At 63.3% G+C, this 21,884-nt stretch carries 18 protein-coding genes; 10 read left to right on the forward strand and 8 right to left on the reverse strand.

Features of this window, described 5'->3' with window-relative positions; translation table 11 throughout:
- Positions 1 to 36: 36 nt before the first annotated feature.
- The 5 genes from mglC to PG897_RS14865 all read right to left on the reverse strand — a co-directional run bounded on the left by mglC (position 37) and on the right by PG897_RS14865 (position 8,158).
- Positions 37 to 1,047, reverse strand: a complete 1,011-nt coding sequence (mglC, locus tag PG897_RS14845) for a galactose/methyl galactoside ABC transporter permease MglC (RefSeq protein WP_017779549.1) — start codon at positions 1,045 to 1,047, stop codon at positions 37 to 39.
- A 16-nt stretch (positions 1,048 to 1,063) separates the two neighbouring features.
- Positions 1,064 to 2,584, reverse strand: coding sequence for a galactose/methyl galactoside ABC transporter ATP-binding protein MglA (mglA, locus tag PG897_RS14850; protein ID WP_017781206.1), 1,521 nt, complete (start codon positions 2,582 to 2,584; stop codon positions 1,064 to 1,066).
- 52 nt (positions 2,585 to 2,636) lie between these two features.
- Positions 2,637 to 3,623 (reverse strand): galactose/glucose ABC transporter substrate-binding protein MglB, encoded by a 987-nt coding sequence (gene mglB, locus PG897_RS14855; RefSeq protein WP_094698389.1) that lies wholly within the window; start codon positions 3,621 to 3,623, stop codon positions 2,637 to 2,639.
- 234 nt (positions 3,624 to 3,857) lie between these two features.
- Entirely contained in the window at positions 3,858 to 6,935 is a 3,078-nt protein-coding gene (locus PG897_RS14860; RefSeq protein ID WP_201881027.1) for a beta-galactosidase, read from the reverse strand.
- A gap of 218 nt (positions 6,936 to 7,153) precedes the next feature.
- On the reverse strand, positions 7,154 to 8,158 hold the full coding sequence (locus tag PG897_RS14865; RefSeq protein ID WP_201881037.1) for a substrate-binding domain-containing protein: 1,005 nt from the start codon (positions 8,156 to 8,158) through the stop codon (positions 7,154 to 7,156).
- A gap of 205 nt (positions 8,159 to 8,363) precedes the next feature.
- On the opposite strand from PG897_RS14865, the gene galE reads away from it, so the two are divergent.
- The 6 genes from galE (at position 8,364) to bacA (ending at position 14,838) form a co-directional block, all read left to right on the forward strand.
- The gene (galE, locus tag PG897_RS14870) at positions 8,364 to 9,377 is read left to right on the forward strand and encodes a UDP-glucose 4-epimerase GalE (RefSeq protein WP_201881039.1); all 1,014 of its coding nucleotides are present in this window, start codon (positions 8,364 to 8,366) and stop codon (positions 9,375 to 9,377) included.
- 107 nt (positions 9,378 to 9,484) lie between these two features.
- On the forward strand, positions 9,485 to 10,531 hold the full coding sequence (locus tag PG897_RS14875; protein WP_043170604.1) for a UDP-glucose--hexose-1-phosphate uridylyltransferase: 1,047 nt from the start codon (positions 9,485 to 9,487) through the stop codon (positions 10,529 to 10,531).
- On the forward strand, positions 10,528 to 11,676 hold the full coding sequence (galK, locus tag PG897_RS14880; protein ID WP_005306510.1) for a galactokinase: 1,149 nt from the start codon (positions 10,528 to 10,530) through the stop codon (positions 11,674 to 11,676). The genes PG897_RS14875 and galK overlap by 4 nt, the downstream gene beginning before the upstream one ends.
- A gap of 52 nt (positions 11,677 to 11,728) precedes the next feature.
- Entirely contained in the window at positions 11,729 to 12,721 is a 993-nt protein-coding gene (gene galM / locus PG897_RS14885; RefSeq protein WP_201885275.1) for a galactose-1-epimerase, read from the forward strand.
- Between the two features lie 98 nt (positions 12,722 to 12,819).
- Complete coding sequence (locus PG897_RS14890) at positions 12,820 to 13,830, forward strand: aldo/keto reductase (RefSeq protein ID WP_043170603.1); 1,011 nt, start codon at positions 12,820 to 12,822, stop codon at positions 13,828 to 13,830.
- 192 nt (positions 13,831 to 14,022) lie between these two features.
- A complete protein-coding gene (gene bacA / locus PG897_RS14895; protein WP_017764837.1) occupies positions 14,023 to 14,838 on the forward strand; it encodes an undecaprenyl-diphosphate phosphatase in 816 nt (271 codons plus the stop codon).
- Between the two features lie 61 nt (positions 14,839 to 14,899).
- Here the strand turns inward: bacA and PG897_RS14900 are convergent, their stop codons facing one another.
- From PG897_RS14900 to PG897_RS14910, 3 genes are all read right to left on the reverse strand, one after another.
- On the reverse strand, positions 14,900 to 15,565 hold the full coding sequence (locus PG897_RS14900; protein ID WP_043170602.1) for a ChrR family anti-sigma-E factor: 666 nt from the start codon (positions 15,563 to 15,565) through the stop codon (positions 14,900 to 14,902).
- Positions 15,558 to 16,127, reverse strand: coding sequence for a sigma-70 family RNA polymerase sigma factor (locus PG897_RS14905; RefSeq protein WP_043170601.1), 570 nt, complete (start codon positions 16,125 to 16,127; stop codon positions 15,558 to 15,560). Before PG897_RS14905 ends, PG897_RS14900 begins: the two co-directional genes overlap by 8 nt.
- A 133-nt stretch (positions 16,128 to 16,260) precedes the next feature.
- Positions 16,261 to 16,827 carry an LON peptidase substrate-binding domain-containing protein gene (locus PG897_RS14910; protein ID WP_005306528.1) on the reverse strand — a complete coding sequence of 189 codons (567 nt, stop codon included), beginning with the start codon at positions 16,825 to 16,827 and terminating at the stop codon, positions 16,261 to 16,263.
- A 313-nt stretch (positions 16,828 to 17,140) separates the two neighbouring features.
- Here PG897_RS14910 and argS point away from each other — a divergent pair, with 313 nt between their 5' ends.
- The 4 genes from argS (at position 17,141) to hslU (ending at position 21,844) form a co-directional block, all read left to right on the forward strand.
- Positions 17,141 to 18,886: an arginine--tRNA ligase gene (argS, locus tag PG897_RS14915; protein WP_043170599.1), complete on the forward strand. Its 1,746-nt coding sequence runs from the start codon at positions 17,141 to 17,143 to the stop codon at positions 18,884 to 18,886.
- 3 nt (positions 18,887 to 18,889) lie between these two features.
- Positions 18,890 to 19,729, forward strand: a complete 840-nt coding sequence (locus tag PG897_RS14920) for an SPOR domain-containing protein (protein WP_043170598.1) — start codon at positions 18,890 to 18,892, stop codon at positions 19,727 to 19,729.
- Between the two features lie 186 nt (positions 19,730 to 19,915).
- Positions 19,916 to 20,449: an ATP-dependent protease subunit HslV gene (gene hslV, locus PG897_RS14925; protein ID WP_017779534.1), complete on the forward strand. Its 534-nt coding sequence runs from the start codon at positions 19,916 to 19,918 to the stop codon at positions 20,447 to 20,449.
- A 66-nt stretch (positions 20,450 to 20,515) separates the two neighbouring features.
- A complete protein-coding gene (gene hslU, locus PG897_RS14930; RefSeq protein ID WP_201881041.1) occupies positions 20,516 to 21,844 on the forward strand; it encodes an HslU--HslV peptidase ATPase subunit in 1,329 nt (442 codons plus the stop codon).
- The last annotated feature ends 40 nt before the right edge of the window (positions 21,845 to 21,884 follow it).

Here is a 21,884-nt window from a genome sequence, read left to right on the forward strand (position 1 = left end):
GAGAGGGCCGGCACTGCCAACCCTCCCTGCCAATCGTTATTTCTTCTTGGCGTACTTCATGGAGTCCAGTGCCACCGCCAGAATGATGATGCCGCCCTTGATGATGAACTGCCAGTAAGGGCTGACGCCGATATAGGTCAAACCATAGTTGATCAGGGTAAAGATAAGCACGCCGGTGATCACCCCGGCCACGGTACCCACGCCACCCGCAAACGACACCCCGCCCACCACGCAGGCGGCGATGGCATCGAGCTCGTACATGAAGCCCAGGTTGTTGGTGGCGCTGCCGATCCGGCCCGCTTCCAGCATGCCGCCGAAGGCGTAGAAGACCCCCGCCAGCGCATAGATCATCACCAGATTGACCGCCACGTTGACGCCGGAGACCTTGGCCGCTTCCGGGTTGCCGCCGATGGCGAAGATGTTCTTGCCAAAGCGGGTCTTGTTCCACAGCACCCAGACGAACACGCTGGCGATGGCGGCGTAGAAGGTCAGATAGGATAGCTTGAAGCCACCCAGCTTGATGAACCCCTGCGCGAAGCTCGAGAAACGGGGGTCGAAGCCAGCCACCGGCGAAGCCCCTACCGAGTCAAAGTAGAGGGAGTTGATGCCGTAGACGATGATCATGGTGCCCAGGGTGGTAATGAACGGGGTGACGTTCAAATAGGCCACGATGAGGCCGTTGACCAAGCCAATCAGGGCTCCCACTGCGCACACCAGCAGGATCACCGCCGGAATGGGCACTTCGCCCAGGCTGGGAAACACCTTGTTGACGTTGGTCAGCGCCTGCAGCATGGTCGCCGCGATGAGCGCCGCCAGACCGACCTGACGACCGGCCGACAGATCCGTCCCCTGGGTGATGATGATGCCAGCCACCCCGAGCGCAATGATGACCCGCACCGAAGACTGGGTCAGGATGTTGCTGAAGTTGGTGAGACTCAGGAAGGAGGGTTCCTTGATCACGATGATCATGAGCAGCACCAGCAGCACCACGTAGATGCCGTTCTCCTTGAGCGCCCGCATCAGATTGAAATTTTTAGCCGACTCCATAAATGTCTTCCTGTCTCTAGAGGTACAGAGATGCCAGGCGCAGTATCTCGCTCTGGTCAGTTTCTTTGGTATTGACGATCCCGGCGACCCGGCCATTGCTCATCACCATGATGCGATCCGTGATGCCGAGCAGTTCGGGCATTTCCGACGAGATGATGATGATGCCCTTGTCCTTCTTCGCCAGCTCCAGGATGAGCTGATAGATCTCGAACTTGGCCCCCACGTCGATGCCGCGGGTCGGTTCGTCCAGCATCAGGATCTCCGGCTGGGTCAGCAGCCAGCGGCCGATGATCACCTTCTGCTGGTTGCCCCCCGAGAGGGAGCCGATCTGGGTCTGCTGGGTCGGCGTCTTGACCCGCATGGAGTCGATGACCCACTGGGTGTCGCTCTTCATCTTGTTGTCGCTGAGCAGCCCCATGGAGCCCTTGTAGTTGTCCATATTGGCGATCAGGGAGTTGAAGGCGATGTCGAGGCGCGAATAGATGCCGGTGGAGCGGCGCTCCTCGGTCACCAGCGCAAAGCCGTTGCGGATCGCCTCGTGGGCGTTGTGGTTGGCCACCTCTTTGCCGTGCAGCTTGATGGAACCCTCGCTGCGGTCGCGAATGCCGAACAGGGTCTCGACGATGTCGGTCCGCTTGGCCCCCACCAACCCGGCCACCCCGAGGATCTCCCCCTTGTGCAGGTTGAAGGTAATGTCCTGGATGGAGGGCTGATTCTTCGCCGTCAGGTGCTCGACCTCGAGGATCACCTCTTTCGGCTGGTTGGTCTTCTCCGGGAAGCGCTGGGTGAGCTCGCGACCGACCATCATGCCGATGATCTGATCCATGGTCATGCCCTTGAGCGGCTGGGTCGCCACCCACTGGCCATCCCGCAATATGGTGATCTCGTCACACAGCTGGAAGATCTCTTCCATCTTGTGTGAGATGTAGACGATGCCGCAGCCCTTCTCCTTGAGCTTGTTGATGATCTTGAAGAGGTGGCTCACCTCTTTCTCGGTCAGCGAGGAGGTGGGTTCGTCCATGATGACGATCTTGGCGTCATAGGAGAACGCCTTGGCGATCTCGATCATCTGCATCTGGGAGACGGAGAGGGTACCGACCTTGACCCGCGGGTCTATGTCGATGTCCAGCTCGTCGAAGATATGCTTGGTGTCCTGATACATCTTGCCATGGTCGACGAACAGCCCCTTGGTGGGATAGCGGCCGAGCCACATGTTGTCCATCACCGAGCGCTGCAATACCAGGTTCAGTTCCTGATGCACCATGGAGACACCGTTCTCCAGCGCCTCCTTGGAGGAGGTGAAGTTGATCTCCTGCCCCTTGAAGAAGATCTTGCCCTCATCCTTCTCGTAAATGCCGAACAAGCACTTGAGCAGCGTCGATTTTCCTGCCCCGTTCTCGCCCATCAACGCATGCACAGAATGAGGACGGACCCGTAAATTGACATTATCGAGTGCCTTGACGCCAGGAAAGCTCTTACTGACGCCAATCATCTCCAACAGCCATTCTGATTGTTGCTGTGTTGTCATATCAGCCATCACATCTGGTTGAAAAAAGGGCAAGGGATCTCCCTTGCCCTGGAGGAGGGAATTATTCGAATTTGGACAGGTTGTCTGCGTCTACGCCAACGTAGGGAACACGCACTACCTTGTTGACTATGTTCCAGCTGGTGCCTTCACCGGCCGGTTTGCCTTCAGCCAGGTTCTTGGTCAGCTCAAAAGTGGCCTTGGCCTGGTTGGCGGCATCGTTCAGCACGGTACCGGCCATGGCGCCGCTTTTGACCAGCGCCAGCGCTTCAGGCAGTGCATCCACGCCGAACACAGGGATGGCGGTCTTGCCCTGGGCCTTCAGCGACTCCACGGCACCCATCGCCATGCCATCGTTGTTGGCAATGACCACTTCGATCTTGTTGGCGTTCGGGCCGGAGATCCAGGCGTCCATCTTGTCCTTGGCCATGGCGGTATCCCACATACCAGTATCCATGTGCAGCTGCTCGGTCTTGATGCCGCCATCGTTCAGAGTCTTGATGACGTAGGTGGTACGGGCTTCGGCATCCGGGTGACCCGGCTCGCCCTTCAGCAGCACGTACTGGATGACGCCATCCTTGTTCAGATCCCAGGCCGGGTTGGCTTTCCAGTGCTTGGCGATCAGCTGACCCTGAATGATGCCAGACTCCTTGGAATCGGTACCCACGTAGTAGGCCTTGTCATAGCTGGCCAGATCGGCGGCATTAGGCTCCTTGTTGTAGAACACCACGGGCACGTCCTCGCCACGGGCTTTCTCGATCACGACCGGGGCCGCCGCCGGGTCAACCAGGTTGATGGCCAGCGCCTTCACCCCCTTGGCCAGCAGCACGTCGATCTGGTCGTTCTGCTTGGACTGGTCATTCTGGGAGTCGTTCATCAGCAGCTCCACCCCCGGATTGGCAGCCGCTTCCTTCTCGATTGCCTTGCGCACTACCGCCATGAAGTTGTCGTCGTATTTGTAGACGGTCACCCCGATACGGGTTTCGGCATGGGCGGTGGCTCCTGCCATCAAGCTCATCAGTACGGCGGCAATGGTCGTGATCTTTTTCATTGTTATGCTCCGATCTCTCTATCTGTTTTTGTAGGGAATGCTGTACACCAAGTGAACTGGCGCCAGCCTAATGTAATCAGTTTGTTGTATGTCGTTCTGTGATCATGACAACAAAATGAAAACGTTTACACTCTGTTACATAGCAACAAATCAATTAAAAATCATATAGTTATGTTTATCTGGTGACACTGAGGCTCTGAACGGGACTCTTTCTTGTTAAGCAATCGCTCAGATTCAGCGTAGAACACAGTTCCAATAGTAGCCGCCCGGCTGCAACCAATATTCCGGCCGCACGCTCTGGCTCCAGGAGTCATCGCCCCCAATCCCCATATGAAAACCATCCAGACAGAGATGGAGCCCGCCTGCGGCCACCAGATCGGTCTGGTGACGAGCCTGGGCCAACTGCTGCTGGCTGAAACGGCTCAGGCTGAAATGAAACAGTCCCTCGACCTCGACGGAGCCGCATCGCAGCTGACGGGTGTCACAGCACAGCCCGTTGTCGGTCGGGAACACATACGCGGTGTGCAGCGCATCGAGCGACGACTGCCAGCGACCGAGGTCGGCAGCCAGCAGGCGATCCGGATAGTTCTCGTGCGGACCACGCCCCAGCCAGCTCACCTCCTCCCCTGCCGCCAGCACCTCGTCGGTCAGCCAGAGCAGGGCGCCGATGCGCGGCAGGGAGGGCATCTCGGCTGCCACCTCCACCTCGATGGCGAGGAGCATGGCCCCATCCTGATCGAAGGAGTGGCGCCAGCAAGTCAGCAGCTTGAGCGCCTCGCCGACAAAGTAGCCGTGGCGTACCGTCACAACCCCTTGGTCAGGGCTCACTACCAGCTCGAGACAGCGATGCTGCAACTCATTGAGCCCGGCCAGCTGCCAACGGGCGATCCAGGCGTTGGGATCGGCGTGGTCCGCCTCGCTGGTGCCGATGTCGTTGTCGAGCGGCGCCCGATAGAAGTGATCGGCGATGGCCTCTTTCAGTTGCTCGCGCCCCAGCTTGCGCCAGCTGTGGACGCGGCCGCTGGCCTTGTCCAGCCGCCACTCGCTGTTGGCCGCCCGGATCTGCCAGCTATCCGCCAGCTCGATGAAGGTGGCCGGTGTGCGGGCGGCAGGCAGCGCCAATGGCGCAGGCAACATGCATTGCTGGCGCGCCACCTCGTGACCGGCCGCTGACCAGGGCGTGGCAGCGGGCTGCACGATGGCGAGATCCAGCCAGGCGAGCACCCCCGGCTCAAAGGCCGGCAACCGCTCCAGCAGGGTCAGCGTCACACTCCCCTGCGGCGCCAGGGTGAGTGGGCATTCACCCTGGCTCACCACCACGCCGTCTTCGCACAGCCGCCACTGCAGAGTTTCGTTGTCCGTCTCGCGAAACAGGTATTCGCTGCGGATCTCGACCGTCAGCGGCTGGCGGTGTTGCAAGGTCAGTACGAAGGGCTGTTGGGCCCGCTTGGCCTCGAACAGCGACGGATGGGGCGTGCGGTCGGGGAACAGCAGACCGTTGCAGCAGAACTGGCGATCATTCGGGGTATCGCCGAAATCACCGCCATAGGCCCAGAAGTGGCGGCCGTCATCGGTCAGCTTGTCCAGCCCCTGATCGACCCAATCCCAGACGAAGCCACCCTGCAACCGGGGATGATCGCGAAATGCCTGCCAGTAGTGGGCATAGCCCCCCAGGCTGTTACCCATGGCGTGGGCGTATTCACACAGGATCAGCGGGCGGGTCTCCCCCGGCAGGCCAATCCACTTGGCCAGCGCCCACTTGGGCACCGCCGGGAAGGGTTGATCCTGATGGGTGCGGGCATACATGGGGCAGATGATGTCGGTGGCCGGCGTATCGGCACCACCCCCTTCGTATTGCACCAGGCGGCTCGGATCCGCCCCCTTGACCCAGCCATACATGGCATCGTGGGCCGGGCCGTAGCCCGACTCGTTGCCAAGGGACCAGATGATGATGCTGGGGTGGTTGAAGTCGCGGGCCACCATGCGGGTCACCCGCTCCAGGAAGGCGTTGCTCCAGGCGGGATCCCGCGCCAAGCGCCCCATGGGGGTCATGCCGTGGGTCTCCAGGTTCGCCTCGTCCACCACATAGAGACCGAGCCGGTCGCACAGCCGATAAAGCTCGGGGTGATTGGGGTAGTGGGAGCAGCGCACCGCGTTGAAGTTGTGCTGCTTCATCAACAGCAGATCCTGCTCGATGGCGGCGGGGGTCACCACGTGACCCGTTGCGGGGTGGTGCTCGTGGCGGTTGGCGCCACGGATCAGCAGCGGCTGGCCGTTGACCCGCAGCAGGCCGCCACGGACCTCCACCGCCCGAAAGCCCACGTCACAGGCTTCGCTCTCGATGGGCTCCCCCCGCTCGTCCAGCAGGGTCAGGGTGAGGCGATAGAGGTGGGGGGTCTCGGCGCTCCACTTGCGTGGGGCCGCCACCTCGAGCCAGCACTCGGCGCGATCGTCATACGCCCCTTTCTCGTCAATGGTTTGCGTGCCGATCGGCTGGCACAGGGTCGCCACCCGATCACCGCCGTCATAGAGGTTGAGCTCCACCGACAGGCCGGTCCCATTGGCTACCTGCAATGCGATCTTGAGGCGGCCATCTCGGTAGCAGGCGTCGAGCTCGGGCGTTACCCGTATATCCATCAGATGACGAGCCGGTTTGTGCAGCAGGCTGACGGAGCGGAAAATACCGCTCATGCGCCACATGTCCTGATCTTCCAGATAGGAGCCGTCGGACCAGCGCAGCACCAGCACTGCCAGCCGGTTGTCGCCGGCCTGCAGGAAGGGGGTCAGATCGAACTCGGCGGGCAGCCGGCTGTCCTGGGAGTAACCGACCCAGCGACCGTTGCAGAAGAGGTGAAAAGCGCTGTCCACCCCGTCGAAGATGATCCGGGTCTGGCCGCTGGTGAGCCAGTCGGCTGGCACGCTGAATTCGCGGGAGTAGCAGCCGGTGGGATTCTCGGCGGGCACCCGGGGCGGATTACAGGGGAAGGGGTACTTGATGTTGGTGTAGATGGGCACGTCGGTCGCAGGCCGCAACCCTGGGTAGGCCGCAGCCAGCTGCCAGTTGCCCGGCACCTGGATGGGACAGGCATCGGCCAGATCCTGCGCCAGCCACTGCTCCGGCACCTGCTCGGGCGCCGTGAAGAAGGAGAAGCACCACTCCCCATCCAGCAGGGTGCGCGAAGGCGAGGCGAGATCATCGCGCGCCGCGGCCTCGTTGCGCCAGCTGAACAAGGGGGTATGGGCGGGCAGCCGATTCACTGCGGTAATCGCCTGGGTCTGCCAGTCCTGACGGGCCACTATCTCCCTGAGCATTCGTCTCTCTCCCTGCATGAACGCCGAAAACGTATGCAGTGTAGGGGAGATTTGCCCAGTGATCGGCGATCCCGCTCACACAGATGTAAACGATTACACTTAATTTGTTAAGTAAAACAGGGTAAAAATGCGCTAAATGCAGGTAAAAGACCAAGGCTCCGGATCGAGCGCCTTAAAAGCGGCAATCCGGAGCGATAAACGGAGGTAAATGAAAGGGATCAGCTTCGAACGGGCGCCACCGAGTGGCGGTTGATCAGGGTCGGGGTGTAAATGCGGCTCTGTACCACCTCGCTTTCCCCTGCTGCCAGCTGCAGGGCCAGCTTGGCCGCCTGGGCTGCCATCAGTTCAACCGGGTAGCGCATGGTGGAGAGCTTGGGGCGCAGGTATCTGGCATAGATGATGTCATCGAAGCCCACCACCGACACCTCCTCCGGCACCTTGAGGCCGTTGTCCGCCAGCACCGAGATGGCACCCGCCGCCATGGCATCGTTGTAGGCCATCACGGCCGTGATGGGCAGCCCCTTGGCCAGCAGGTTGAGCATGGCCCGCTCGCCGCCTTCCTCGTTGGGCATGCCGCTCTCCACCAGCTCGGGGTCGGCGCGCACGCCCGCCTCGGCCAGCGCATCCTGATAGCCCTGCAGCCGCAGGATGGCATCCTCGATGGCGTGATCGGAGCTCAGGAAGGCGATGTGACGGTGGCCCAGCTCCAGCAGATGCCGGGTCGCCGTGGCCGCCCCCTGCCGGTTGTTGAGGGCGATACAGCGCCCCTTGAGTGCCGGGATGTCGCGGTTGATCAGCACCATGCCGGGCACCCGCAGCGCATAGTCGATCAGCTCCTCGTCGCTCAGCGCCTTGCTGTGCACCACCAGCGCCTCGCAGCGCTTGCCGATCAGCAGCTCGATGGATTCGCGCTCCTGCCGTGCCGTGTGAAAACCATTACCCATCAACAGGTGCAGCCCCTGTTCCACCGCCACCGCGGCGACCCCCTTGACCAGGGCGCCGAAGAAGGGATCCGCCACATCGCCCACCAGCACTCCCATGGTGTCGCAGGTCTGGCTGACCAGCGCCCGTGCGTTGGCATTGGGGGTGTAGCCCAGTTCGGCCATGGCTTTCAACACCACCTCGCGGGAGGCGGCGCTGGCCTTGGGTGAGTTGTTCATCACCCGTGAAACCGTTGCCACCGATACGTTGGCCAAACGGGCGACATCCTTGATGGTACTCATGCTGTTTTCACTTATTTCACGGTTCGGGACTAGGCCATTATACCGAGCAATGTCACTGATAACAGGGGGAAAAACCATATTGCTGAAATGATGACCACCAAAACAAGTGTAATCGTTTACACATATTTGTTAGCCAGTTCACAGTTTGCCCGCCAGCCCCTCGGCTAGACTCCTTCACAGGCTTTTTTTGAGCGTGGAGATGAGGATGAAAGTACTGGTCACCGGCGGCTGCGGTTACATCGGCAGCCACACCTGCCTGGCACTGCAGGCGGCCGGCATGGAGCCCGTGGTGGTGGACAACCTCTGCAACAGCAAGGCCGGCGTGCTGGCCCGCATCGCCGCCATCAGCGGACGCGAGCCCCGCTTCTATCGGGGGGACATCCGTGACCCGCTCCTGCTGGATCGCATCTTCAGCGAGCAACGGATCGACGCCGTGATCCACTTCGCCGCCCTCAAGGCGGTTGGCGAGTCCACCCGCATCCCCCTCGACTACTACGAGAACAACCTGAACGGCCCCCTGGTATTGCTGCAGGCAATGAAGCGGGCCGGCGTCCACAACCTGGTGTTCAGCTCGTCGGCCACCGTCTACGGTGACCCCGCCAGCACGCCCATCCGGGAAGATTTCCCGCGCAGCGCCACCAATCCCTACGGCCGCTCCAAGCTGATCATCGAAGAGATCCTCGAGGATCTGCAGCGGGCCGAGCCGCACTGGAGCATGACCCTGCTGCGCTACTTCAACCCGGTCGGCGCCCACGAGTCGGGCACCATGGGGGAGGATCCCCAGGGGATCCCCAACAACCTGATGCCGTTTTTGACCCAGGTCGCCATCGGCCGGCGCGACTGCCTCTCGGTCTTTGGTAACGATTACCCCACCGTCGACGGCACCGGTGTGCGTGACTACATCCACGTGATGGATCTGGCCGAAGGGCACGTCAAGGCGTTGCAGCACTGCGCCAGCAAGGGCGGCGTGCACGTCTACAACCTGGGCACGGGCCAGGGCCAGAGCGTGCTGCAGATGGTCGCGGCGTTCGAGGCGGCCAGCGGTCGCCCCTTGCCCTATCGCATCGAACCAAGACGCCCAGGCGACATCGCCGAATGCTGGGCCGATCCCGCCAGGGCCGAGCGCGAGCTGGGCTGGCGTGCCCGGCGGGATCTGGCCGCCATGTGCGCCGACAGCTGGCGCTGGCAATCCGCCAACCCGCAGGGGTACGAGGCGTGATGCCCGTTTTGCTCCCTTCTCCCTTTGTGGGGGAAGGGTCACAGATGAGAGGCGCACCCGCCCTCATCCCTGCCCGCATTTTCTTTTATTGAGCTTGAGGAGTGATGATGTTCAACCCGGTTGATCACCCCCACCGTCGTTTCAACCCGCTGAGCGGCCAATACGTGCTGGTCTCCCCTCACAGGGCCAAGCGCCCCTGGCAGGGTCAGGTCGAGAAGGTGAGCCAGGCGCCGAGCCAGGCCCATGACCCCGACTGCTTCCTCTGTGCCGGCAACAAGCGCGTCACCGGCGACCAGAATCCCGACTATCGGGACACCTTCGTGTTTACCAACGACTTCGCCGCCCTGATGCAGGACACCCCGGCCGCCAGTGGCGAGCAGGATCCCCTGCTCAGACTGGAAGCCGCCCGTGGCACCAGCCGGGTCATCTGCTTCTCGCCGGATCACGGCAAGACCCTGCCCGAGCTGCCTCTGCCCGCCATCGAGCAGGTGATCACCACCTGGATGGAGCAGGTGACCGAGCTGTCGGCCCAGTGGGAGTGGGTGCAGGTGTTTGAAAACAAGGGCGCCGTCATGGGCTGCTCCAACCCGCATCCCCACGGTCAGCTGTGGGGGAGCGACTTCCTGCCCAATGAAATTGCCCGCGAAGAGCAGCACCAGCGCGCCTGGCTGGCGGAGCACGGCCGCCCGCTGCTGGTCGACTACGTGGAGCGGGAGCTGCAGGATCGCTCCCGCATCGTGGTGGAGACCGAACACTGGCTGGCGGTAGTGCCCTTCTGGGCGGCCTGGCCGTTCGAAACCCTGCTGCTGCCCAAGCGCCATGTCCCCTCTCTGCTCGAGCTCACCCCCGAGCTGCAACAGGATCTGGCCATCGCGCTCAAGGAGCTCACCAGCCGCTACGACAACCTGTTCGAGTGCAGCTTTCCCTACTCCATGGGCTGGCACTTTGCGCCGCCCCGCTCCGACTGCCCAGAGGCGTGGCAACTGCATGCCCACTTCTACCCGCCCCTGCTGCGCTCCGCCACGGTGCGCAAATTCATGGTGGGCTTCGAGATGCTGGCCGAGACCCAGCGCGACCTTACCCCGGAGCAAGCCGCGGAGCGCCTGCGTACCCTTTCTCCCGTTCATTACAAAGCCAATGAGGTGACCCCATGACCCCGAGCCAGCGCGTCAGCGCCGTGTTTGCCGAGCAGTTTGAGCAACAACCCGACCTGCTGGTGCGGGCCCCCGGCCGCGTCAACCTCATCGGCGAGCACACCGACTACAACGACGGCTTCGTGCTGCCCTGCGCCATCGACTACGAGACCTGCGTCGCCATCGGCCTGCGCGATGACAGCCTGGTGCACGTGGTCGCCGCCGACTACGGCAACCAGCGCGACCTGTTCGATCTCGGCCAGCCCATCAATCATCATGCCGACCAGCGCTGGAGCGACTACATCCGCGGGGTGGTGAAGTACCTGCAGGAGCGCGGCTATCCCCTGCGCGGCCTCAATCTGGTAGTCTCCGGCAACGTGCCGCAGGGGGCCGGCCTCTCCTCTTCCGCCTCGCTGGAGGTGGCCATTGGCCAGGCCTTCAAGGAGGCGCTGGGGCTCACCATCAGCCAGGCCGAGATTGCCCTCAACGGCCAGCAGGCGGAGAACCAGTTCGTCGGCTGCAACTGCGGCATCATGGACCAGATGATCTCCGCCAGCGGCAAACAGGATCACGCCCTGCTGCTCGACTGCCGCTCGCTGGAGACCCGCCTCATCCCCATGCCCACCGACCTGGCGGTGCTGATCGTCAACTCCAACGTCCGTCGCGGCCTGGTGGACAGCGAATACAACACCCGCCGCCAGCAGTGCGAAGCAGCCGCCCGTCACTACGGGGTCAAGGCGCTGCGCGATCTGGATCTGGCGGCGCTGGAAGCGGGCAAGGCCGGGCTGGATGAGGTCTGCTACCGCCGTGCCCGTCACGTAGTGGGCGACAACAGCCGCACCCTGGCCGCCGCCGATGCGTTGGCGCAGGGGGATCTGGTGCGCCTCGGTGAGCTGATGGCCGACTCCCACGCCGCCATGCGCGATGACTTCGAAATCACCGTGCCCGCCATCGACGGTCTGGTGGAGATCATCAAGGCCAGGATCGGCACTGAGGGCGGCGTGCGGATGACCGGCGGCGGCTTCGGTGGCTGCGTGGTCGCCCTGCTGCGCCCAGAGAAAGTGGCCGAGGTGATCGCCGCGGTCGATGCCGAGTACCCGGCCCGCTTCGGCCTCAAGGCCGACAGCTACGTCTGCCGCGCCAGCGCGGGGGCGGGAAAACTATGAGCCCATGTATGATGCAGGCCTGCCGGATCGGCAACACAGGTGCAGGCAGACTATGAACGACGCCATGATTCCGTTCGAGCTGGAAAACGAGGAGGGGCTGCGCCTGCGCGGCCTCGACTTCGGCGCCACCCTCACCTCCCTCACCCTGCCGGTGGCGGGTGGGCGCCGTGAAGTGCTGCTGGGCTGCGCCGATGAGGCCTATCCCGCTCAACAGGTGTGGCTGGGGGCGGTGGCGGGGCGCTTTGCCAACCGCATCGGCAACGCCGAGCTGCTGCGCGACGGCCAGCGCTGGCCGCTGGATGCCAACCAGCCGCCCCACTGCCTGCACGGCGGACGGGCGGGGTTTCATCGCCAGCACTGGCAGATCAAGGAGCGGGAGGCGGACCGGGTCAGACTGACCCTGCTCTCCCGTAGCGGGGATCAGGGCTTTCCTGGCAACCTGCGGGTCATGCTGGAGTACCGGCTGGAGCAGTGCGATCTGGTGGTGGATTGCGTCGCCAGCACGGATGCCGCGACCCCGGTCAGCCTCACCAGCCACACCTACTTCAATCTCGACGACAACCCGGACGGTGGCGATGTGCGCGACCACCTCATCCACCTCAACGCCGACCGTTTCCTGCCCACCGACCAAAGCGGTCTGCCGCTCGCGATCACACCGGTGGAGGGGCCGTTCGAGCTGCGCCGCGAACGCCTGATCGGACAAGATTGGCTGAGCCACCCCCAGCAGCAACAGGCCAAGGGGTATGACCACGCCTTTGTGCTCAACGGGCCAAGCGCCGAGTGGGCGGCGCGGGTGGTCTCGGGGGATCGTCAGCTGGCGATGGAGGTCTACACCAACCAGCCTTCGCTGCAGTTCTACAGCGGCAACTGGCTGGCCAATACGCCGGCACGCGATGGCCGGCTCCATCGGGATCACGCCGGCTTCTGTCTGGAGGCCCAGCAGCTACCGGACAGCCCCAACCGGCCCGAGCTGGGCGATCCCTGGCTGTTGCCGGGGCAGACCTATCGCCACCAGACCCGCTATCGCTTCATCGCTGCCAGCTGACCCCGGCCCCCTCTTCTCCCGCGCAGACATGCCGAGCGAAGAGGGCTCGGGGTCACCCCTCACATCCGCTCGCAAACAATCCCACGCAAGGAGTCGTTATGGATGATCACTACCTCGCCGCCCCCGACCGTTACCAGCGCCAGCCCTATCGACCCGCCGGTCGTCACGGCCTGCGCCTGCCCGGCATAGCTCTCGGCCTCTGGCACAACTTCGGCGCCGAGAGCGATCCCGCCACCGCGAAAGCCATGATGCACCAGGCGTTCGATCTGGGTATCACCCACTTCGATCTGGCCAACAACTACGGGCCGCCGCCGGGGTCGGCCGAGCAAACCTTCGGCAGGCTGCTCAAGGGGAGCCTGGCGCCCTATCGAGACGAGCTCATCATCGCCAGCAAGGCGGGATACATCATGTGGGATGGCCCCTATGGCGATGGCGGCAGCGCCAAATACCTGTTTGCCAGCCTGCACCAGAGCCTGCGCCGGCTCGGTCTCGACTACGTGGACATCTTCTATCACCACAGGCCGGACCCGCGCACCCCGCTGGAGGAGACCTGTCAGGCGCTGGCCTTGATGGTACGTCAGGGCAAGGCGCTCTACGTCGGCCTCTCCAACTACCCGGCCCTGCTCGCCGCGCAGGCCGCCGCCCGGCTGGCGGAGCTGGGCACCCCCTGTCTGGTCAACCAGCTCAAATACTCCCTCTTTCAGCGCGACATCGAGGCTAAAACCCTGCCGGTCTGCCGCGAGCACAGCATGGGGGTGGTCGCCTTCTCGCCGCTGGCGGGCGGACTGCTGAGCGATCGCTACCTGGCGGGCATTCCAGCGGATTCGCGCGCCGCCAGTGCCAGCCCCTTCCTCAAGCCCGAGCAGATCACCGCCGACAAGCTGGCCACCATCCGTGCCCTGCATGCGCTGGCGCAGCAGCGGGGCCAACCACTGTCGCAACTGGCGCTGCAGTGGGTCCTGCGCGACTCAGTGGTGAGCTGCGCCCTGATCGGTGCCAGCAGCCCGCAGCAGATTGTCAGCGCGGTGGAGGCCCAGGCCCAGCCCCCGCTGGATACGGCGCTGCTGCAGCAAATCGAGGGGATCTTGGCCGGTCAGGGCCCCGCCTGATCGGGGCCGCTGAGCGCCGAACGCCATGTAGGCCCGAATGAAAACCAATGACCTCGCCGTCGATCCCGCCGGCGGGGCCTGGCGCCAACACAATATTCACTGGTTGCCCGCCCGATTTTCCTCCATCATTGGTCGCCCCCGGCTCGGCTCGGGGCCGACTTCAACCGGACCAATAATCAAGAGATCTGAAACATGACAGAGTCTTACGCCCTGTTTGTCGCCTTCGTGCTGGGCATAGTGGAGGGCCTGACCGAGTTCCTCCCCGTCTCCTCCACCGGCCACATGATCATCGTCGGCCACTTGCTTGGCTTCGACGGCCCCAAGGCTGCCACCTTCGAAGTGGTGATCCAGATGGGTTCCATCCTGGCGGTGGTCGCCGTGTTCTGGCGCCGCCTGTTTGGGCTCATCGGCATCCACTTCGGCCAGAAGCCGGCGCAGGGACACGCCACCCTCTCGCTGGTGCACATCATCCTCGGCATGCTGCCCGCCGTGATCATCGGCCTCGCCATCCACAGCTGGATCAAGGCCCATCTGTTCGGCCCGCAGACCGTGATGTACGCCCTGGTGGCCGGCGGCATCCTGCTGATCATCGCCGAGAAGTTCCGCCCGGCGGTACGCTCCGAAACCCTGGACGACATCAGCTACAAGCAGGCGTTCGGCATCGGCCTGTTCCAGTGCCTGGCGCTCTGGCCCGGCTTCTCCCGCTCCGGCGCCACCATCAGCGGCGGCATGCTGATGGGGATCAGCCGTCAGGCGGCGGCCGAGTTCTCCTTCATTCTGGCGGTGCCCATGATGGTGGCGGCCAGCGGACTGGATCTCTACAAGAGTCGCGACTTCCTCTCCATGGCCGACTTCCCCATGTTCGCGGTGGGTTTCGTCACCGCCTTCGTGGTGGCCATGATCGCCATCAAGACTTTCCTGGCGCTGATCCGTCGCCTCGACTTCATCCCGTTCGCCATCTACCGCTTCGTGGTGGCCTTCGCCGTCTACCTGGTGTTCGTGGCCTGATCCGGTCAGCGCACCATGCAAAAAGGGACCCGAGGGTCCCTTTTTTTATTGCTTTGTCGGCTCAGTAGAGGCGATGGCTGATGCCGTTGAGCAGCCGCGACAGCCCCTTGGTGAACTGCACCGGCGCGTCCTGCACCGTGTAGCAGAGGCAGCCGTCCGGCGTGTGTGGACTGTGGGCGTGGCTGGCATCGCGCCAGATGAAGTCCCCCGCCTGATAGCGGGTGTCGCCATCTTCGATGGTGCCGGCCAGCAACAAGGTCAGCTCGTAACCCTTGTGAGTGTGCTCAGGGATGCTGCCACCCGCCTCTATGTGCAGCAGGCTGGCACGGGCTCCCTGCTCGTCGAGCGGCAGGCTCACCTGCCGGATGGCGCCGATGTGGCGCCAGCTGGGGGCGTGGTGACGGGCCAGCACCCGCGGCAACCGGTACGACTGGCCCGCCACCTGCAGCTCGGGCCGGGCCACCGCCGACTGACTCAATGCGGCCGCAGTGGCCACCGGCTGTTGCAGGATGCCGGCCAGCATAGCATCAAATGCCGCAGGCAGCGGCTCGCACTCTTCCGCCGGGGCCAGGTATTGCCGGGCCAGCTCCTCTTCGCAGGCCCGCAGCCGGGCCGCACAGTCGGGGCAGAGTTCGCAGTGGGCGGAGACGCCGACGGCCAGCGGCAGGGGCAGTTCATCGGCGGCAAAGGCACGCAACATGGCCTGAACGGGATGGGCTTTAATCATGGCCTTGCTCCACTTGTTCCTTCAATTTCTGTAACGCCAGTCTGAGGCGGGATTTGATGGTGCCGAGCGGCACGCCGAGCCGGTCCGCCAGCTCCTGCTGGGAGAGCTCCTGCAGGTAGATGCCGCGCACCACCAGCTGTTGCGGTTCCGGCAGGGTGCCGAGGTAGTGGGCCATCTGACGGGTCAGCACCGCATCTTCACCGCCACTCAGGTGCTCCTCTTCCGCCCTGTACTCCAGCATGGGCCACAGCTCCTCGGCGCAGAGCTCTTCCTTGCTGGCGCGGCGCCGGCGCAGCATGTCGAAGCCCTGGTTGCGCATGACGGTGTAGATCCAGGTGGTGGCGGCTCCCTTGTCGGGGTGGTAGAGACGGGCCTTCTGCCAGACCAGCAGCATGGTCTCCTGCACCAGCTCCATGGCGTTGGCCTCGCTGCCGAGGTGGCGCAGCCCGTAGCTGCGGATACGCGGCGCGAAGTGCTGGAACAGGGTGGCGAAGGCAGCCTTGTCGCCATGTTCGGCAACCCTGACGAGCAGGGACTTGAGATCGCCGGCTGGGTCATCCATGGGGGGCGATATCCTGTACGGAGTCGATTGTGATTGGCCAGTATATGCCATTGCGCCATGCCTTGAAGAGGGTGGTGAGTGCCAATACGTGCGGCGCGGCAAAAGGATCACCGGCACTGCCATCAAAAACGGCTCAGTGGCTGGCGACCAGCAATCCGCTCAGCAGGGAGAGCGCCGGCTGGTTGTCTTCCGCCGCCACCAGCCACTGCTTCTGTTCAACGGGGATGGGCAGCACTTCCAGCCAGCGCTGGGCCACCCAGCTGGCATCGTCCCAGTCCGGGTTGCGATAGAGGGCCGCGTACTCCGGATAGTCGTTGAACACCTCCTGCAGCGCCCTGGCCAACGAGTGCTGATCGGCATTGAGCCGGCCGGTGCGCCAGGGGGGCAGCACCTCCACCTCCCCGACCCGCAAGCCGTCCGACTCCTGCCACAGATCGGTGATCCTGACCCGCTCCATGCCGAGCACCGTGATGCCGAGCAGACCGTCCGGCAGCTGATCGAAATCGACTATCCGTACCCGGGTGGCGATGGGGTACATGTTGCGCAGCGCATCGGGCTGGCGAGGATCCAGCATGCAGATAGCAAAACCCTGCTCTCCCGCCTCGGCGATCATGCGCTGATATCTGGGCTCGAAGATGCGCAGCGGCATGATGCCACCGGGCAGCAGGTGGGCCGAGAGGGGAAACAGCGCCAGTTTCATCGACAGATTCCTCGGTAAAAGGTACCTGTTGATACGACCGGGGCGGCGGGGCAGATCATTCAGAACGAGTTGGAATAAAAAACCCCTTAACAATCAGGGGAAAATAGCCTGGACAAGCCGCTTCGATATGCAGTAGAAATGGATAAGCACCGTAATTTCCGTCCAATATTCTGGGATCTGGTGCCAAATGCAGTGAAATATCCGCCCGACCGCGAGCGGCGGGTCATCCCTATAGTTTTCTCGGGCCGATGCGGGTAAAATTCACGCCCTTATATATCAGTCATTTTTCGACGCGCAACCTTGGTGGTCAGTTATGAAAGAGCATATTCATCATCTACTTGAACAAACGGTAGCCAATCTCAAGTCAGCGGGCATCCTGCCGGCGGACCTGGAAGCCCGCGTGCAAGTAGACCGATGCAAGGAGAAGGCTCACGGTGACCTGGCCACCAACCTGGCCATGCTGCTGGCCAAACCGGCCCGCAAGAATCCCCGTGAGCTGGCCGCTGCCATCATCGAGCACCTGCCCGCCTCCGATCTGATCGCCAAGGTCGAGATCGCCGGCCCCGGCTTCATCAACTTCTTCTTCGACCCGAGCTGGCTGGCTGGTCAGGTAGAGGCCATGGTGACCTCCGCCAACGCCAACGTGAAGCTGCCAACCCCGCAGACAGTGGTGGTGGACTACTCCGCCCCCAACGTGGCCAAAGAGATGGCGGTGCACCACATCCGCAGCACAGTCCTCGGTGACGTGGCTGCCCGCGCCCTAGAGTTCCTCGGCCACAAGGTGGTGCGTGCCAACCACATCGGCGACTGGGGTACCCAGTTCGGCATGCTGATCGCCTATCTGGAGAAGATGGCCAACGAGCACGCCTCCGACATGGAGCTGCGCGATCTGGAAGCCTTCTACACCCAGGCCAAGCGTCACTACGACGAAGACGAAGCGTTCGCCGAGCGCGCGCGCAACTACGTGGTCAAGCTGCAGGGTGGTGACGAGTACTGCCGCACCATGTGGAAGAAGCTGGTCGACATGACCATGGAGCAGAACCAGCGCAACTACGACCGCCTGAATGTCTCCCTGACCAACAAGGACATCATGGGCGAGTCCATGTACAACGACATGCTGCCGGAAATCGTCGCCGATCTGAAAGCGCGCGGCCTGGCGGTCGAGAGTGAAGGCGCCACCGTCGTCTTCCTGGACGAGTTCAAGAACAAGGATGGCGAGCCCATGGGCGTCATCATCCAGAAGAGCGATGGCGGCTTCCTCTACACCACCACCGACATCGCCTGTGCCAAGTATCGTTACGAGACCCTGGGCGCCGACCGCGTGATGTACTTCATCGACTCCCGTCAGCACCAGCACTTGATGCAGGCCTGGACCATCACCCGCAAGGCGGGCTATGTGCCGGAATCCGTGCCCCTCGAGCACCACGCCTTCGGCATGATGCTGGGCAAGGATGGCCGTCCCTACAAGACCCGCTCCGGCGGCACCGTCAAGCTGGTTGATCTGCTGAATGAGGCGGAAGAGCGCGCCGCTGCCCTGCTGGAGAGCCGCAACAGCGACCTCTCCGCCGAGGAGAAGGCCCAGGTGGTGCACGCCATCGCCATGGGCGCGGTCAAGTATGCGGATCTCTCCAAGAACCGCACCACCGACTACATCTTCGACTGGGATCTGATGCTCTCCTTTGAAGGCAACACGGCGCCGTACCTGCAATACGCCTACACCCGTATCCAGTCCATCTTCCGCAAGGCCGGCGTCGATGCCGACACCCTGGGCGGCAAGGTGGTCCTGAGCGAGGAAGCGGAAGAGACTCTGGCCCAGAAGCTGATCCAGTTCTCCGACGCGGTCAACGGCGTGGCAGACAAGGGCATGCCGCACCTGCTCTGTACCTATCTGTACGAGCTGTCCGGCAACTTCATGACCTTCTACGAAGCCTGTCCGATCAACAAGGATGGCGTGGACGAGGCGACCCGTCAGAGCCGTCTGCTGCTGTGCGCCGCCACCGCCAAGGTCCTCAAGCTGGGCCTGGGCGTACTGGGCATCCACACCCTGGAGCGCATGTAATAGATGGCGACCCGGGATTATGTCGGCAGCCGCCCGCGACGTCGGGCGGGTGGTCGCAACACCAAGAAAGCGGCACCTCGCCGCTTTCCTGTTATCCCGGCCCTGCTGGCCGTGGTGTTGCTGGCGGGGTTCGGCGGTTTCCTCTACATGATCAGTGGCAAGGGCAACGACGCCCCCACCATTGAGGAGCAGGTGAAAGCCAACAAGCCCAAGGCCCAGAGCAACGGCCTGCCGCAGGAGAAATGGAGCTACATCGAACGGCTGGAGAACAAGCAGGTCGACATCGTCGAGCCGCCGCCCCAGCCGGGCGTGCTGCCGCCACCGCCGGCAGAAACCATGACCCTGCAGCCGGAGAAGCTGCCGCAGCCGGTGCCGACCAATATTCCCCAGCCCGGAACCCCCATCGGCCAGGTGCAGCCCTACAAGCCGCAACCGGTACAACCGGCCAAGCCGGCGACCGGCGCGCCGGTAGCCAGTGCCCAGGAGCAGGTGATCGACCGCAAGGCCGAACGGGATCGGATGGAGCGGGAGCTGCGCGCCGAACTGGAGCGGGAACGGGCCGAGGCCGCCAAGGCCAAGGCAGCGACTCCGCCTGCAACGGCCGACAACGAACGCTACATGATGCAGTGCGCCGCCCTGCGTTCGCAGGATTCCGCGGAATCCCTCAAGGCGCGCATCGCCTTCACCGCCGGGCTCTCCTCCAGCCTGCAGGTGGTGAACGGGGCCGGTGGCGCCGTCTACAAGGTGATGGTGGGCCCCTTCAGCGGCAAGGCGGCGGCCGATGCGGCCAACCGCAAGCTGCAGGGCTCTGGCATCAGCGGCTGCATCCCCAAGAAGGGGTGATCGCAGCGTCCATAAACAGGGCCTGGTGGCAACACCCGGCCCTGTTTCTTTTGGTGCCAGTCGCCACCACTCCCAGCCAACCCCGTTGGCCGCGCCAGAGCGCAGGCTTGAAAAGCCGGATTGCCATCCCCATCTCTCTTGCCATGCACAGTCAGGCCGTCATTCGGCTCAAGCGAGGTAAGTAAAGTGACTACCATAGTTTCAGTTCGCCGCAACGGTCAGGTCGTCATCGGTGGCGATGGCCAGGTTTCTCTTGGCAACACCGTCATGAAGGGCAACGCCCGCAAGGTTCATCGCCTCTACAACGGCAAGGTGCTGGCAGGTTTTGCCGGCGGCACCGCCGACGCCTTCACCCTGCTCGAGCGCTTTGAAGCCAAGCTGCAGGCCCATCAGGGCAACCTGGAGCGCGCCGCCGTGGCGCTGGCCAAAGACTGGCGCACCGATCGCGCCCTGCGCCGCCTCGAGGCGCTGCTGGCCGTCGCCGACGAGCACAAATCCTTCATCATCACCGGCAACGGTGACGTGGTGCAGCCGGAACACGATCTCATCGCCATCGGCAGCGGCGGCAACTTCGCCCAGTCCGCCGCCATCGCCCTGCTGGAGAACACCGAGCTGGATGCCAAGAGCATCGTCGAGAAGTCCCTCAAGATTGCGGGCGACATCTGTGTCTTCACCAACGGCAACCACACCATCGAAGTGCTGGACTACACCGCCAAATAAGGCCGCCAGCCAAACCCCATTTTCCAAGGGGTGGGCCCTGCCCGCCCCGGATACAGGAACACCATCATGTCCGAGATGACCCCGAGAGAAATCGTCCACGAGCTGGACAGACACATCATTGGTCAAGCCGACGCCAAGCGTGCGGTGGCCGTGGCCCTGCGCAACCGCTGGCGCCGGATGCAGCTCTCCGAGGAGATGCGCCACGAGGTGACCCCGAAGAATATCCTGATGATAGGCCCGACCGGTGTCGGCAAGACCGAGATCGCCCGCCGCCTGGCCAAGCTGGCCAATGCCCCCTTCATCAAGGTCGAAGCGACCAAGTTCACCGAAGTGGGCTACGTGGGCAAGGAAGTGGACAGCATCATCCGCGATCTGACCGACGTCGCCATCAAGCTGGTGCGCGAGACCGAGATGGAGAAGATGAAGTACCGCGCCGAGGAAGCCGCCGAGGAGCGCATCCTCGACGCCCTGCTGCCGAACCCGCGCAACAGCTGGGGCGAGGAGGAGAAGGCCGACAACTCCAACACCCGCCAGATCTTCCGCAAGAAGCTGCGGGAAGGTCAGCTGGATGACAAGGAGATCGAGCTGGATCTGGCCGCCACCCCCATGGGCGTGGAGATCATGACCCCGCCGGGCATGGAGGAGATGGCCAACCAGTTGCAGGGGCTGTTCCAGAACCTGGGTCAGAACCAGAAGAAGAAGCGCAAGGTCAAGGTCAAAGAGGCCATGAAGGCGCTGATCGAAGAGGAAGCGGCTCGCCTGGTCAACCCGGAAGAGCTGAAGCAGAAGGCCATCGCCTCCGTCGAGAACAACGGCATCGTCTTCCTCGACGAGATCGACAAGATCTGCAAGCGCGGCGAGAGCTCGGGCCCGGATGTCTCCCGCGAGGGGGTCCAGCGCGACTTGCTGCCGCTGGTCGAGGGCTGCACCGTCAACACCAAGCACGGCATGGTCAAGACCGACCATATCCTGTTTGTCGCCTCCGGCGCCTTCCAGATCGCCAAGCCGTCCGACCTCATCCCCGAGCTGCAGGGCCGTCTGCCGATCCGGGTCGAGCTGACCGCGCTGACCACCGAAGATTTCGAGCGCATCCTGACCGAGCCGAACGCCTCACTGACCGATCAGTACCAGGCGCTGATGGCCACCGAAGGGGTCAACATCGAGTTCACCCAGGACGGTATCCGCCGTCTGGCCGAAGCGGCCTGGCAGGTCAACGAGCGCACCGAGAACATCGGCGCCCGTCGTCTGCATACCGTGATGGAGCGCCTGATGGAAGATATCTCCTACGACGCCTCCGAGAAGTCCGGCGAGACCTTCGTCATCAACACCGACTACGTCAACGCCCACCTCGGCAAGCTGATTGAAGACGAGGACCTGAGCCGCTTTATCCTGTAACAGCTTGATCGAAGACGAGGATCCGAGCGGTTTAATATCC

Source organism: Aeromonas sp. QDB20 (genome assembly GCF_027707805.1).
In the GTDB taxonomy this organism is placed as follows: Bacteria; Pseudomonadota; Gammaproteobacteria; order Enterobacterales; family Aeromonadaceae; genus Aeromonas; species Aeromonas dhakensis.

Bases quoted from the DNA above. Each gene is read 5' to 3' on its own strand.
- mglC (WP_017779549.1), bottom strand. From the start codon at position 1,047: ATGGAGTCGGCTAAAAATTTCAATCTGATGCGGGCGCTCAAGGAGAAC.
- mglA (WP_017781206.1), bottom strand. From the start codon at position 2,584: ATGGCTGATATGACAACACAGCAACAATCAGAATGGCTGTTGGAGATG.
- mglB (WP_094698389.1), bottom strand. From the start codon at position 3,623: ATGAAAAAGATCACGACCATTGCCGCCGTACTGATGAGCTTGATGGCA.
- PG897_RS14860 (WP_201881027.1), bottom strand. From the start codon at position 6,935: ATGCTCAGGGAGATAGTGGCCCGTCAGGACTGGCAGACCCAGGCGATT.
- PG897_RS14865 (WP_201881037.1), bottom strand. From the start codon at position 8,158: ATGAGTACCATCAAGGATGTCGCCCGTTTGGCCAACGTATCGGTGGCA.
- galE (WP_201881039.1), top strand. From the start codon at position 8,364: ATGAAAGTACTGGTCACCGGCGGCTGCGGTTACATCGGCAGCCACACC.
- PG897_RS14875 (WP_043170604.1), top strand. From the start codon at position 9,485: ATGTTCAACCCGGTTGATCACCCCCACCGTCGTTTCAACCCGCTGAGC.
- galK (WP_005306510.1), top strand. From the start codon at position 10,528: ATGACCCCGAGCCAGCGCGTCAGCGCCGTGTTTGCCGAGCAGTTTGAG.
- galM (WP_201885275.1), top strand. From the start codon at position 11,729: ATGAACGACGCCATGATTCCGTTCGAGCTGGAAAACGAGGAGGGGCTG.
- PG897_RS14890 (WP_043170603.1), top strand. From the start codon at position 12,820: ATGGATGATCACTACCTCGCCGCCCCCGACCGTTACCAGCGCCAGCCC.
- bacA (WP_017764837.1), top strand. From the start codon at position 14,023: ATGACAGAGTCTTACGCCCTGTTTGTCGCCTTCGTGCTGGGCATAGTG.
- PG897_RS14900 (WP_043170602.1), bottom strand. From the start codon at position 15,565: ATGATTAAAGCCCATCCCGTTCAGGCCATGTTGCGTGCCTTTGCCGCC.
- PG897_RS14905 (WP_043170601.1), bottom strand. From the start codon at position 16,127: ATGGATGACCCAGCCGGCGATCTCAAGTCCCTGCTCGTCAGGGTTGCC.
- PG897_RS14910 (WP_005306528.1), bottom strand. From the start codon at position 16,827: ATGAAACTGGCGCTGTTTCCCCTCTCGGCCCACCTGCTGCCCGGTGGC.
- argS (WP_043170599.1), top strand. From the start codon at position 17,141: ATGAAAGAGCATATTCATCATCTACTTGAACAAACGGTAGCCAATCTC.
- PG897_RS14920 (WP_043170598.1), top strand. From the start codon at position 18,890: ATGGCGACCCGGGATTATGTCGGCAGCCGCCCGCGACGTCGGGCGGGT.
- hslU (WP_201881041.1), top strand. From the start codon at position 20,516: ATGTCCGAGATGACCCCGAGAGAAATCGTCCACGAGCTGGACAGACAC.